20 protein-coding genes are annotated in these 13,128 nt (G+C 34.6%); all 20 read left to right on the plus strand.

Annotated elements, in window-relative coordinates; genetic code table 11:
- Positions 1–5 precede the first annotated feature (5 nt).
- The 20 genes from rplX to EKL99_RS06715 all read left to right on the plus strand — a co-directional run bounded on the left by rplX (position 6) and on the right by EKL99_RS06715 (position 13,080).
- The gene (rplX, locus tag EKL99_RS06620) at positions 6–320 is read left to right on the plus strand and encodes a 50S ribosomal protein L24 (protein WP_035668111.1); all 315 of its coding nucleotides are present in this window, start codon (positions 6–8) and stop codon (positions 318–320) included.
- A gap of 2 nt (positions 321–322) precedes the next feature.
- The gene (gene rplE / locus EKL99_RS06625; protein WP_126451840.1) at positions 323–874 is read left to right on the plus strand and encodes a 50S ribosomal protein L5; all 552 of its coding nucleotides are present in this window, start codon (positions 323–325) and stop codon (positions 872–874) included.
- Positions 875–877: 3 nt separating this feature from the next.
- Positions 878–1,147, plus strand: a complete 270-nt coding sequence (rpsN, locus tag EKL99_RS06630; protein WP_007136553.1) for a 30S ribosomal protein S14 — start codon at positions 878–880, stop codon at positions 1,145–1,147.
- A 140-nt stretch (positions 1,148–1,287) separates the two neighbouring features.
- Positions 1,288–1,686, plus strand: a complete 399-nt coding sequence (gene rpsH / locus EKL99_RS06635) for a 30S ribosomal protein S8 (protein ID WP_066081018.1) — start codon at positions 1,288–1,290, stop codon at positions 1,684–1,686.
- A gap of 18 nt (positions 1,687–1,704) precedes the next feature.
- The gene (rplF, locus tag EKL99_RS06640) at positions 1,705–2,247 is read left to right on the plus strand and encodes a 50S ribosomal protein L6 (protein ID WP_126451841.1); all 543 of its coding nucleotides are present in this window, start codon (positions 1,705–1,707) and stop codon (positions 2,245–2,247) included.
- An 11-nt stretch (positions 2,248–2,258) separates the two neighbouring features.
- Positions 2,259–2,609, plus strand: coding sequence for a 50S ribosomal protein L18 (gene rplR, locus EKL99_RS06645; RefSeq protein WP_113636694.1), 351 nt, complete (start codon positions 2,259–2,261; stop codon positions 2,607–2,609).
- 6 nt (positions 2,610–2,615) lie between these two features.
- The gene (rpsE, locus tag EKL99_RS06650) at positions 2,616–3,143 is read left to right on the plus strand and encodes a 30S ribosomal protein S5 (RefSeq protein WP_035668102.1); all 528 of its coding nucleotides are present in this window, start codon (positions 2,616–2,618) and stop codon (positions 3,141–3,143) included.
- A gap of 12 nt (positions 3,144–3,155) precedes the next feature.
- Positions 3,156–3,338, plus strand: coding sequence for a 50S ribosomal protein L30 (rpmD, locus tag EKL99_RS06655; RefSeq protein WP_027310825.1), 183 nt, complete (start codon positions 3,156–3,158; stop codon positions 3,336–3,338).
- An 11-nt stretch (positions 3,339–3,349) separates the two neighbouring features.
- Complete coding sequence (gene rplO / locus EKL99_RS06660; RefSeq protein WP_126451843.1) at positions 3,350–3,802, plus strand: 50S ribosomal protein L15; 453 nt, start codon at positions 3,350–3,352, stop codon at positions 3,800–3,802.
- 13 nt (positions 3,803–3,815) lie between these two features.
- Complete coding sequence (gene secY, locus EKL99_RS06665; RefSeq protein ID WP_126451844.1) at positions 3,816–5,162, plus strand: preprotein translocase subunit SecY; 1,347 nt, start codon at positions 3,816–3,818, stop codon at positions 5,160–5,162.
- Between the two features lie 4 nt (positions 5,163–5,166).
- Positions 5,167–5,382, plus strand: a complete 216-nt coding sequence (infA, locus tag EKL99_RS06670) for a translation initiation factor IF-1 (protein ID WP_007136545.1) — start codon at positions 5,167–5,169, stop codon at positions 5,380–5,382.
- A gap of 12 nt (positions 5,383–5,394) precedes the next feature.
- On the plus strand, positions 5,395–5,511 hold the full coding sequence (ykgO, locus tag EKL99_RS06675; protein WP_008992256.1) for a type B 50S ribosomal protein L36: 117 nt from the start codon (positions 5,395–5,397) through the stop codon (positions 5,509–5,511).
- A gap of 2 nt (positions 5,512–5,513) precedes the next feature.
- A complete protein-coding gene (gene rpsM, locus EKL99_RS06680; RefSeq protein ID WP_091173715.1) occupies positions 5,514–5,888 on the plus strand; it encodes a 30S ribosomal protein S13 in 375 nt (124 codons plus the stop codon).
- A gap of 8 nt (positions 5,889–5,896) precedes the next feature.
- Positions 5,897–6,280, plus strand: coding sequence for a 30S ribosomal protein S11 (gene rpsK, locus EKL99_RS06685; RefSeq protein WP_024981527.1), 384 nt, complete (start codon positions 5,897–5,899; stop codon positions 6,278–6,280).
- Between the two features lie 87 nt (positions 6,281–6,367).
- Positions 6,368–6,973, plus strand: coding sequence for a 30S ribosomal protein S4 (gene rpsD, locus EKL99_RS06690; protein WP_073210389.1), 606 nt, complete (start codon positions 6,368–6,370; stop codon positions 6,971–6,973).
- Positions 6,974–6,994: 21 nt separating this feature from the next.
- Positions 6,995–7,987, plus strand: a complete 993-nt coding sequence (locus EKL99_RS06695; protein WP_126451845.1) for a DNA-directed RNA polymerase subunit alpha — start codon at positions 6,995–6,997, stop codon at positions 7,985–7,987.
- Positions 7,988–8,050: 63 nt separating this feature from the next.
- Positions 8,051–8,542, plus strand: a complete 492-nt coding sequence (gene rplQ / locus EKL99_RS06700; protein ID WP_126576614.1) for a 50S ribosomal protein L17 — start codon at positions 8,051–8,053, stop codon at positions 8,540–8,542.
- Between the two features lie 329 nt (positions 8,543–8,871).
- The gene (gene carA / locus EKL99_RS06705) at positions 8,872–9,972 is read left to right on the plus strand and encodes a glutamine-hydrolyzing carbamoyl-phosphate synthase small subunit (RefSeq protein WP_126458912.1); all 1,101 of its coding nucleotides are present in this window, start codon (positions 8,872–8,874) and stop codon (positions 9,970–9,972) included.
- A gap of 377 nt (positions 9,973–10,349) precedes the next feature.
- A complete protein-coding gene (gene eno, locus EKL99_RS06710; protein ID WP_126458915.1) occupies positions 10,350–11,642 on the plus strand; it encodes a phosphopyruvate hydratase in 1,293 nt (430 codons plus the stop codon).
- 154 nt (positions 11,643–11,796) lie between these two features.
- Positions 11,797–13,080 (plus strand): citrate synthase, encoded by a 1,284-nt coding sequence (locus EKL99_RS06715; RefSeq protein WP_126576615.1) that lies wholly within the window; start codon positions 11,797–11,799, stop codon positions 13,078–13,080.
- Positions 13,081–13,128 lie beyond the last annotated feature (48 nt).

A 13,128-nucleotide genomic window follows, 5' to 3' on the forward strand; every position in this document is an offset into this window, starting at 1 on the left:
TTAAGATGATAAAGCTAAAAATAAAATCAGGTGATATAGTAAGAGTAATTGCTGGAGACCATAAAGGTGCTGAAGGTAAAGTATTACGTGTTTACCGTGAGAAAAACAAAGCGATTGTTGAAGGTGTTAACATGGTATCGAAACATACGAAACCAAGTGCAAAAAGCCCTCAAGGTGGTATCGTAAAGAAGGAAGCTTCTATACAAATATCTAATATTTCTTTAATTGATCCTAAAACTAAGGAAACAACAAGAGTTGGTATTAGAGTAGAAGGAGATAAGAAAGTAAGATTTTCAAAAAAATCTAATCAAGTACTATAGTAATGGAGTATATACCTAGACTAAAAGAAGAATATAAGAGCAGAGTAATTGCTGCTCTTAAAGAGGAATTCGGATACGTAAACGTAATGCAAGTTCCAAAATTGGAAAAAATCGTTTTAAGTAAAGGAGTTGGTGCAGCTGTATCTGATAAAAAACTAATCGACTACGCGGTTGATGAGTTGACAAAGATTACTGGACAGAAAGCAATATCTACTATTTCAAAGAAAGACGTTGCGTCATTCAAATTGAGAAAAGGGATGCCTATTGGAGCAAAAGTTACTTTGCGTGGAGAAAGAATGTATGAGTTTTTAGATAGACTTATTACTTCAGCTTTACCACGTGTAAGGGATTTCAGTGGTATTAAAGCTACTGGTTTTGATGGAAGAGGAAATTATAACCTTGGAGTTTTGGAGCAAATCATTTTCCCGGAAATTGATATTGATAAAGTTAACAAAATTTCAGGTATGGATATTTCTTTTGTAACTACTGCAAAAACAGACAAGGAAGCAAAATCATTATTGGCTGAACTAGGTTTACCTTTTAAAAAGAATTAAGACATGGCTAAAGAATCAATGAAAGCCCGCGAGGTTAAGAGAGAAAAAACAGTTGCTAAGTATGCTGAGAAAAGAAAAGCTTTGTTAGAAGCTGGAGATTTCGTAGGTTTGCAAAAGTTGCCAAAAAATGCTTCACCAGTTCGTTTGCACAATCGTTGTAAATTAACAGGTAGACCAAGAGGGTATATGCGTCAATTCGGTCTTTCACGTGTTACATTTCGTGAAATGGCAAATAACGGATTGATACCAGGTGTTAAAAAAGCATCTTGGTAAAATTCAATTATGAATTTCAAATTATGAATTACCTTTTAAAAAGTAATTCGTAATTTGAAATTTGTGATTATAGAAATTTATAAATTGGTTTCAGGTTCGACAAATACTTTGTCGAAAACCGTTGCCGCAAATCAATACACATGTATACAGATCCTATTGCAGATTATTTGACGAGAGTTAGAAACGCTGTGGCTGCAAACCACAAAGTCGTTGAGATTCCTGCATCTAATCTAAAAAAAGAAATAACTAAGATCTTATTTGATCAAGGTTATATCTTGAGTTACAAATTTGAAGACAACGCTGTTCAGGGTTCAATCAAAATTGCTTTGAAGTATGATAAAGATACTAAAGAGTCCGTAATTAAAGATATCCAAAGAATTAGTAAACCAGGTTTACGTAAATATTCAAGTTCTTCTACCATTCCTAGAATCCTTAATGGATTAGGCATCGCTATTGTATCTACTTCTAAAGGGTTGATGACAGGAAAAAAAGCGAAGCAATTGAATGTAGGTGGTGAAGTAATTTGTTACGTATACTAATTTAAAGACTATAATAAGATGTCAAGAATAGGTAAAAGTCCGGTTGTAATCCCTGCTGGTGTAACTGTTGAAGTTGCAAATGGTATTATTACAGTAAAAGGAAAAAATGGTCAACTAACTCAGGAGTTTTCGGACGTTACTGTTACAGTTGAAGGGGATCTAGTTCAAGTAGAAAGATCTTCTGATCACAAAGACCAAAGAGCAAAACACGGTTTGTATAGATCTTTGATCAATAACATGATTATCGGTGTAACAGATGGTTTTACTAAGTCATTAGAATTGGTAGGAGTTGGTTACAGAGCTTCAAATCAAGGACAAAAATTAGATTTAGCACTTGGTTATTCTCACAATATTGTTTTAGAAATTGCTCCAGAAGTGACTTTAGAAACAATATCTGAAAAAGGTAAAAACCCTATCGTGAAATTAACATCATTTGACAAACAACTTTTAGGGCAAGTAGCTGCGAAAATCAGAGGTTTCCGTAAGCCTGAGCCGTATAAAGGAAAAGGTGTTAAGTTTGTAGGGGAAGTATTAAGAAGAAAAGCAGGTAAATCAGCTTAAAAAATAAGATTATGTCATTAACAAAACCTGAAAGAAGACAACGAATTAGATTCAGAATTAGAAAAACAATTAGTGGTACTGCTACTAATCCAAGACTATCTGTATTTAGAAGTAACAAAGAAATTTACGCGCAACTTATTGATGACGTAAACGGAGTTACTATATTGGCGGCTTCTTCAAGAGAAAAAGAAATAGGTAACGGTACGAACATTGAAGTTGCTACAGCAGTTGGAAAACTAGTTGCTGAAAAAGCTTTAAAAGCTGGGATAGACGTAGTAACTTTCGATAGAGGAGGTTATTTATATCACGGACGTATTAAATCATTAGCGGAAGGCGCAAGAGCGGCTGGACTTAAATTCTAATATAGTATGTCTAATAGTAAATACAAGAATGTAGAGTTAGTAAAACCAAGTGGTCTTGAATTAAAAGATCGTTTGGTAAGTGTAAATCGTGTTACTAAGGTTACAAAGGGTGGTAGAGCTTTTGGTTTTTCTGCTATTGTAGTTGTAGGTGATGAAAACGGAGTGGTTGGACACGGATTAGGAAAATCTAAAGATGTTTCTGAAGCAATTGCGAAAGCAGTAGAAGATGCTAAGAAAAATTTAGTAAAAATTCCTTTGAATGGTCAGTCAGTTCCTCACGAACAAAAAGGTAAATTTGGTGGTGCACGTGTATTCTTAATTCCTGCCTCTCATGGTACAGGAGTTATTGCTGGTGGAGCTGTTCGTTCAGTTCTTGAATCAGTAGGAATTCATGATGTATTATCTAAATCTCAAGGATCTTCAAATCCTCACAACGTGGTAAAAGCAACTTTTGATGCTTTATTACAAATGAGAAGTGCTTATACTGTTGCAAAACAAAGAGGCGTTTCTTTAGAAAAAGTTTTTAAAGGTTAATTCAAGGAAATTATGGCTAAATTATTAGTAAAACAAGTTAGAAGCAAAATCAACTGTCCTCTTACTCAAAAGAGAGGTTTGGAAGCTTTAGGTCTACGTAAAATGGGACAAGTTGTAGAGCATGATTCAAACCCTACAATCCTTGGGATGATAAATAAAGTTAAACACTTAGTTTCTGTTGAAGAAGCTAAATAACAAATACTGTTATGAATTTAAGTAACTTACAACCTGCTGAAGGTGCTACACACAATCAAAATAAAAGATTAGGTAGAGGAGAAGGTTCTGGAAAAGGTGGTACTTCTGCAAGAGGTCACAAAGGAGCCAAATCTCGTTCTGGTTATTCTAAAAAGATTGGTTTTGAAGGGGGACAAATGCCGCTTCAAAGACGTGTGCCTAAGTTTGGTTTTACAAACATCAATCGTAAAGATTACGAAGGTGTAAATCTTGATACACTTCAACTATTAGTTGATAATGGTGTTATTAAAGATACTGTTGATATGACAGTTTATGTTGCTAATCGTTTAGCTACTAAAAATGAAATCGTTAAGATTTTAGGTAGAGGTGAATTGACAGCAAAATTAAAAGTAACCGCTCACAAATTTACTGCTACTGCAAAAGCTGCTATTGAAGCTGCTGGTGGAGAAGCTGTAACAATGTAATTTTTCAATTAATATGAAGAAATTTATTGAGTCAATTAGTAATGTTTGGAAAATCGAAGAACTGAAAAATAGAATCCTAATTACATTGGGTTTGCTTTTAGTGTATCGTTTTGGGGCTCAAGTAACCTTACCAGGTATTGATGCTACACAGTTGGGTAATTTAGCCGGACAAACTAAAGAAGGAATTGGTTCAATTCTTGATATGTTTACTGGAGGAGCTTTTTCACAGGCTTCTGTTTTTGCCTTAGGAATAATGCCTTACATTTCTGCTTCAATTGTTGTTCAGTTGATGGGAATTGCGGTTCCATACTTGCAAAAACTTCAAAGCGATGGAGAAAGCGGTAGAAAAAAAATTAATCAAATTACACGTTGGTTGACTATTGGTATCACCTTGGTTCAAGGTCCTACTTACATCTACAATTTATATAGAACGTTACCTAGTAATGCATTTTTATTGGGATTCAATTCATTTGAATTCTTATTTTCGTCAGTAATTATTTTAGTCACAGGTACAATTTTTGCGATGTGGTTAGGAGAAAAAATTACAGATAAGGGAATAGGAAATGGTATATCTTTGTTGATTATGGTGGGTATTTTGGCAAGATTGCCTCAGGCATTCATCCAAGAATTTACCACGAGAGTGACTAATAATAACGGTGGTCCGATGTTGTTAGTTATCGAAATTATCATTTGGTTATTGGTTATTGTTTGTTGTGTATTGTTGGTTATGGCGATTAGGAGAATTCCTGTTCAATATGCCAGACGTACTACTTCAGGGGATTTTGAACAAGACATGTTAGGTGGAAATAGACAGTGGATCCCTTTAAAGCTTAATGCTTCTGGGGTGATGCCAATTATTTTTGCTCAAGCAATTATGTTCATTCCAGCTGCTTTGGCAGGGCTGTCTAAATCAGATGCTTCGCAGTCAATCGTTGGCGCTTTTAGTAATATGTTTGGTTTCTGGTATAATTTAGTTTTTGCAACGTTAATAATTGTATTTACTTTCTTTTATACTGCAATCACAGTTCCTACTAACAAGATGTCTGATGATTTAAAGAGAAGCGGTGGTTTTATACCGGGTATCAGACCAGGAGTTGAAACTTCTGATTATCTTGATAAGGTGATGTCTTTAATAACTTTTCCAGGATCTTTATTTCTTGCTTTGATTGCCGTGTTCCCGGCGATAATTGTAAGTGTTATGGATGTTCAACAATCCTGGGCAATGTTTTTCGGAGGTACTTCATTGATAATTATGGTAGGTGTTGCCATTGACACAATGCAGCAAATCAATTCATATTTGCTAAATAAGCATTATGATGGTTTAATGAAAAGTGGTAAAAATAGAAAAGCAGTAGCTTAACTTTATGGCAAAACAATCAGCAATAGAACAAGACGGATCGATCATTGAAGCATTATCAAATGCAATGTTTCGTGTAGAGTTAGAGAATGGACATATAGTAATCGCACATATATCTGGAAAAATGCGTATGCATTATATCAAATTATTACCTGGTGATAAAGTGAAACTAGAAATGAGCCCTTACGATTTGTCAAAAGCAAGAATTACTTATAGATATTAAAGGATATTCAAAATGAAAGTTAGAGCTTCAGTAAAAAAGAGAAGTCCCGAGTGCAAAATTGTGCGAAGAAAAGGGAGATTGTACGTAATAAACAAAAAGAATCCTAGATTTAAACAAAGACAAGGATAATTATGGCAAGAATAGCAGGGGTAGATATCCCAAAAAATAAGAGAGGTGTTATAGCACTTACCTACATCTTCGGATTAGGAAATAGTAGAGCTATTGAGATTTTAGAAAAAGCTCAAGTAAGCCAAGATAAAAAGGTTCAAGACTGGAATGATGATGAGATCGGAGCGATTCGTGAAGCAGTGTCCACTTTCAAAATTGAAGGAGAATTGCGTTCAGAAGTTTCTTTAAACATCAAACGTCTAATGGATATTGGGTGTTACAGAGGTATTCGTCACAGAACTGGTCTTCCATTAAGAGGACAAAGAACTAAGAATAACTCCAGAACAAGAAAAGGTAAAAGAAAAACTGTTGCCAACAAGAAAAAAGCAACTAAATAATAAGTAATATGGCTAAAGCAACTGCAAAAAAACGTAAAGTTATCGTTGAATCAACGGGAGAAGCTCATATTTCTGCTACCTTCAATAATATCATCATTTCTTTGACAAACAAAAAAGGTGAAGTTATTTCTTGGTCTTCAGCTGGTAAAATGGGTTTTAGAGGTTCTAAAAAGAATACTCCATACGCAGCCCAAATGGCAGCAGAAGATTGTAGTAAAGTAGCTCTTGAAGCAGGACTTAAAAAAGTTAAGGTGTATGTTAAAGGACCAGGAAACGGACGTGAGTCTGCGATCCGTTCTTTGCATAACGGTGGAATTGAAGTGACTGAGATTATCGATGTTACTCCAATGCCTCACAACGGATGTCGTCCTCCAAAAAGACGTAGAGTTTAATAATATTTTTTTAGTATAACCTAGATAGAATACCGATTATCGAAGGATAAGACCTGAATTCATAATCTCTATCTTAAACAATTTAAAATGGCAAGATATACTGGTCCAAGTACAAGAATCGCCCGTAAATTCGGCGAAGCAATTTTCGGAGACGATAAAGCGTTCGAAAAAAGAAATTATCCACCCGGACAACACGGGATGGCTAAAAAAAGAGGGAAAAAATCTGAATTTGCTATCCAGTTAATGGAAAAACAAAAAGCTAAATATTCTTACGGAATTTTAGAAAAACAATTCAGAGGTTTATTCAAAAAAGCATCAGCAACTAAAGGTGTTACTGGTGAAGTTCTTTTACAATTATGTGAAGCACGATTAGATAACGTTGTTTTTAGAATGGGTATTGCCCCTTCAAGAAGAGGAGCTAGACAACTTGTTTCTCATAGACATGTCACTGTTAATGGTGACGTTGTAAATATAGCTTCTTACCACCTTAAACCTGGTGATAAAGTTGCAGTTCGTGAAAAATCTAAATCTTTAGAAGCAATCGAACGTTCTTTGTCTAATTCAAGTCATGTTTATGAATGGATTACTTGGAATAATGATATCAAAGAAGGTACTTTCGTTTCTGTACCGGCTAGACTTCAAATCCCAGAAAACATTAAAGAACAATTAATCGTAGAGTTGTACAACAAATAATAATTGACTTAGTCGAAATTTATGGCAATATTTAATTTTCAGAAGCCCGATAAAGTTATCATGATCGATTCAACCGATTTTGAAGGTAAATTTGAATTTAGACCTTTAGAACCGGGTTACGGATTGACCGTTGGTAATGCACTTAGAAGAGTTTTGCTTTCAGCATTAGAAGGTTATGCTATTACATCTGTTCGTATTGAAGGTGTAGATCATGAGTTTTCTACTATTTCAGGAGTTGTTGAGGACGTTACCGAAATTATCCTTAATCTTAAACAAGTACGTTTCAAACGACAAATTGAAGATATTGATAATGAATCAGTTACTATTTCTGTTTCCGGTAAAGATCAATTAACAGCTGGTGATTTTCAAAAATTTATTTCAGGTTTCCAAGTTTTGAATCCAGAACTAGTTATCTGTAATTTAGATCCTAAAATTAAACTTAATTTCGATTTAACGATCGAAAAAGGTAGAGGATATGTTCCTGCTGAAGAGAACAAAAAACAGAATGCTGCAATTGGAACTATTTTTACAGATTCAATTTTTACTCCGGTAAAAAATGTAAAATATGCAATTGAAAACTTCCGTGTAGAGCAAAAAACAGATTATGAAAAATTAGTTTTTGAAATTAAAACTGATGGTTCTATCAATCCAAAAGATGCCCTTACTGAAGCTGCTAAAGTTTTGATTCACCATTTCATGTTGTTCTCTGACGAAAGAATTACACTCGAGGCTGACGAAATTGCACAAACAGAATCGTATGATGAAGAGTCATTACACATGAGACAATTGCTTAAAACTAAGCTTGTTGATATGGATCTTTCTGTAAGAGCATTAAATTGTTTGAAAGCGGCTGAAGTTGATACACTTGGTGATTTAGTATCGTTCAACAAAAATGACCTAATGAAATTCCGTAATTTTGGTAAAAAATCTTTAACTGAACTTGATGAACTTGTTGCAGTTAAAAATTTGAACTTCGGTATGGATTTAGCAAAATACAAACTAGATAAAGAATAAATTACTTCATATTTTGATCTCCAAAATGGATAGCATCAAGATGAAAGTATAAAAAAACACGTCATGAGACACGGAAAAAAATTCAATCACTTAAGCAGACAGACTGCACATAGAAAATCTATGTTAGCTAATATGGCTTGTTCTCTTATAGAGCACAAACGTATTAACACTACTGTTGCTAAAGCAAAAGCGCTTAAACAATTCGTTGAGCCTTTAATAACAAAATCAAAACAAGATACGACTCACAATCGTCGTATCGTTTTTGCTTACTTACGTAGCAAATATGCGGTAACTGACTTGTTCAGAGACGTAGCTGCTAAAGTAGGAGACCGTCCAGGTGGATACACGCGTATCATTAAAGTTGGGAATCGTTTAGGAGATAATGCTGATATGGCAATGATCGAGTTAGTAGATTTCAATGAACTTTACAATGGTGGTAAAAAAGAAGTTAAAAAAGCAAAAAGCCGTCGTGGTGGGAAAGCTAAAAAAGCAGATGAGGCTACTGAAGTTCCAGCTGCTGAAAGTGAACCAACTGCAGAGACAGCTGCTGAGTAATTATGAAAATAATCATTCAATAAAAATCAAGGATAAGCTATTTATAGTTTATCCTTTTTTTTTGATTTTTTCGGAACAAAAAACGTATTATTTAATTGTGAATTGTCTTGCTGTTCACTGTATCTTTTGCTTTTAAAGAAAAATCAAAAAGATGCCTCCAGACGCTCCAAGGTCATCAGGGCTCTAGGGTAGAATTTTTATTATACAATAAATTTCAAAAACTTGCATCCATTGCTTTAAACAATTAAATTTGCACAATATTTAACTATATATGAAACCCGCTTTGCGAGTTCCATGAGACTATTAAAAATAACATTAGATAGCAACGAATGAAATATACAACAAGACAAAGTGCCATTCTTTTATTGAGTGACGGAACCATATTCCATGGTAAATCTATTGGAATCAGCGGAACTACCTTTGGGGAAGTTTGTTTTAACACCGGAATGACAGGTTATCAGGAAATATTCACTGACCCTTCTTATTTTGGACAATTAATGGTTGCCACGAACGCTCATATTGGAAATTATGGAGTAAACGATTCAGAAATAGAATCAGGTAGTGTCAAAATTGCCGGGTTGGTTTGTAAAAATTTTAGCTTTAATTATTCTCGTTCCGATGCTTCAGGGAGTCTAGAAGATTATTTTATTAAACAAAACTTGATCTGTATATCTGATGTAGATACGCGTGCCCTGGTTAGTTATATTCGGGAGAACGGTGCTATGAATGCTGTAATTTGTACAGATGATACCTCTGTAGAAGAACTAAAAATTGCTTTATCAAAAGTCCCTGATATGAAGGGTTTAGAATTAGCATCTAAAGTTTCTACTACGGAACCTTATTTTTTTGGTGAGGAGAAGGCAACGTATAAAATCGCAGCACTTGATTTAGGAATAAAAATGAATATCCTTCGTAATCTGGCTAAAAGAGATTGTTATATCAAAGTATTTCCTTTTGATTCTTCGTATCAGGATTTAGCTGCATTTAATCCAGATGGATACTTCTTATCTAATGGTCCTGGGGATCCTGAGCCTCTTTCGGGTGCGATTCAAGTGGCTAAAGAAATTCTTGACAATGATAAACCTTTATTTGGAATCTGTCTTGGACACCAAATAATTGGTCTTGCTAATGGAATTTCTACTTATAAAATGTTTAATGGGCACAGAGGAATAAATCATCCTGTAAAAAATATCATCACTGGAAAAGGGGAAATAACTTCTCAAAATCATGGTTTTGCGGTTAATAAAGAGGAATTGGACAATCATCCAAATCTTGAAATTACGCATCTTCATCTTAATGATGGAACTGTTGCAGGGATGCGCATGAAAAACAAAAATTGTTTTTCTGTTCAATACCACCCTGAAGCAAGTCCTGGGCCCCATGATTCGTCGTATTTATTTGATCAGTTTATTGAAAATATTAAAGGATAAAGACAGTTATTTAATTGTGAAAATTTTAAAACAGAAGGGTTTGACTTTAATCATAAAGTCAGGCCTTTTTTTATGCGAAAAAAATTTTTATACTACTATCTATGATATTTTAGTCCTATTTTGCGCTGTCTCGATGCAATACGCATCTTGACTGTGAATTTTAAAGAAAAAAAGCACTTTCAAAAGTGAATATAATTTCACGAATATATAATGAAAAAAGTAAAATTAATTTGATACTGCAAAATAAAATTTTAATAAAGTAGAAAAGTGTTATTTCTAAAATAATTATAACGTTTTCGTTAATAACATTCATTATTTTCATAATGTCATTACAAAAGATAGAATATATTTGTATTACTAAATAAAAATTAGAAAATATGAGTATAATTATCAAAATTCACGCAAGACAAATTTTTGATTCAAGAGGAAATCCTACAATTGAAGTAGATGTAATTACAGACAATGGTGTTTTAGGAAGAGCAGCAGTTCCATCTGGAGCTTCTACCGGTAAACATGAAGCAGTGGAGTTACGTGACGGAGGAAAAGCTTTTCTTGGTAAAGGAGTTTTGAATGCGGTGAAAAATGTGAATACCCTTATTTCGGAAGAACTTCTTGGAGTTTCCGTTTTTGAACAAAATGTTATTGATCAAATGATGATTGATTTAGATGGCACGCCTAATAAATCAAACTTGGGAGCAAATGCAATTTTGGGTGTGTCTTTGGCTGTTGCCAAAGCGGCAGCAAATGAATTAGGATTGCCTTTGTATCGATATGTAGGCGGCGTTTCTGCGAATACATTGCCCGTTCCTATGATGAATATCATCAATGGAGGTTCACATTCTGATGCGCCAATTTCGTTTCAGGAATTCATGATCATACCAGTTAAAGCAACTTCTTTTACGCATGCAATGCAAATGGGGACTGAGATTTTTCATAGCCTTAAAAAAGTATTACATGATAGAGGTTTAAGTACAGCTGTTGGTGATGAAGGTGGTTTTGCGCCAAACCTTGCCGGTGGTACAGAGGATGCATTGGACACGATCAAAAAAGCAGTTGAGGCTGCTGGTTATACTTTTGGAGACGAAATCATGGTGGCTTTAGACTGTGCGGCTTCTGAATTTTTTGTAAACGGAAAATACGATTATACGAAATTTGAAGGCGAAACGGGTAAAATTAGAACTTCAGAGGAGCAAGCTGATTATTTAGCTGAATTAGCAGCTAATTACCCTATTATCTCTATCGAAGACGGAATGGATGAAAATGACTGGGATGGTTGGAAATACCTGACGGATAAAATTGGTAATAAAGTACAATTAGTAGGGGATGATTTATTTGTTACTAATGTGGAACGATTGTCAACAGGAATCGAAAAAGGAATTGCAAATTCAATTTTGGTTAAAGTAAACCAAATAGGTACTTTGACTGAAACTATTGCAGCGGTCAATATGGCTAAAAACGCAGGCTTTACCTCGGTAATGTCACACCGTTCCGGAGAGACGGAGGATAATACTATTGCAGATCTAGCAGTAGCATTAAATTGTGGACAAATCAAGACCGGTTCTGCTTCTCGTTCAGACCGTATGGCTAAATACAATCAATTATTGCGAATTGAAGAAGAATTAGGCGATACCGCTTATTTTCCGGGAAAAAACGCTTTTAAAATAAAATAAGTTCTAATACTATCTTTTTTAGCCATTCACTTCGTGTGAATGGCTTTTTTTTGGTAATATTTAACATTTTCATTGTATTATTCTCTTTTTAATTAGTGTTTAATTCCCTAGATTTGATAAATTATTATTTTAAAAGTTTATTTTCAAATATATTATGTCAAAAACAGCAACATTAGAAATCGACGGAAAAAAAATTGAACTGCCTATAGTAGTAGGTAGCGAAAATGAAGTTGCCATCGATATTAACAAATTACGTGATTTATCCGGTATAATTACTCTTGATCCGGGCTATAAAAATTCAGGTTCTTGTAAGAGTGATATTACTTTTCTGGACGGAGAATTAGGAATTCTTCGCTACAGAGGATACGCTATTGAAGATTTAGCAGAAAAAGCTGATTTTCTTGAAGTGTCTTATCTTTTAATTTTTGGAGAATTGCCTAATACTAAACAGTTGGCGCAATTTGAAACGGATATCAGAAAATACACGCTGGTCAATGAAGAAATGAAAAACATCATTGATGGTTTTCCAAAAACAGCCCATCCAATGGGTGTTTTAGCTGCTTTGACGAGTGCATTGACTGCGTTCAACCCTAAATCGGTTAATGTAGAGAATGAAAAAGAAATGTATGAAGCAGTTTGTAAAACCATGGGGAAATTCCTGGTTATTGCCACTTGGACCTACAGAAAAAGTATGGGTTATCCTTTGAATTATTATGATAACACTAAAGGGTATGTGGAGAATTTCATGCATTTGATGTTTGAATTGCCTACAGAGCCGTATACGCCAAACCCTGTGGTAGTAGATGCATTAGACAAGTTGTTTATACTTCATGGCGATCATGAGCAAAACTGTTCCACTTCTACCGTTAGAATGGTGGGTTCCTCACATGCGGGATTGTTTGCATCAATATCTGCCGGAGTTTCAGCTCTTTGGGGTCCTTTGCACGGAGGTGCCAATCAGGCAGTTCTTGAAATGCTGGAAGAAATCCATAGAAATGGCGGTGATGCAGATAAATATATGGCTAAAGCCAAAGATAAAAATGATCCTTTTAGATTGATGGGTTTTGGACATAGAGTCTATAAAAACTTTGATCCAAGAGCAAAAATCATCAAAAAAGCAGCAAATGAAGTTTTAGCAACTTTAGGAGTTGAAGACCCAATTCTTGCTATTGCTAAAAAGTTAGAAGCAGCGGCTTTGGAAGATGAGTATTTCAAATCAAGAAATTTATATCCTAATGTAGACTTCTACTCTGGAATTATTTACAGAGCGCTAGGAATTCCTACCGATATGTTTACGGTTATGTTTGCCATAGGGCGTTTGCCGGGTTGGATTGCACAATGGAAAGAAATGCGAGAAAATAAAGAGCCTATCGGAAGACCAAGACAAATTTACACAGGACATCCTTTGCGAGAATTCAAGACCTCTGATAAAAGATAAAAGATAAAAAGCTTCACAAATTTGTGAAGCTTTTTTTATATTTGCTAA

It is taken from the genome of Flavobacterium sp. ZB4P23 (assembly GCF_003970375.1).
Lineage (GTDB): Bacteria > Bacteroidota > Bacteroidia > Flavobacteriales > Flavobacteriaceae > Flavobacterium.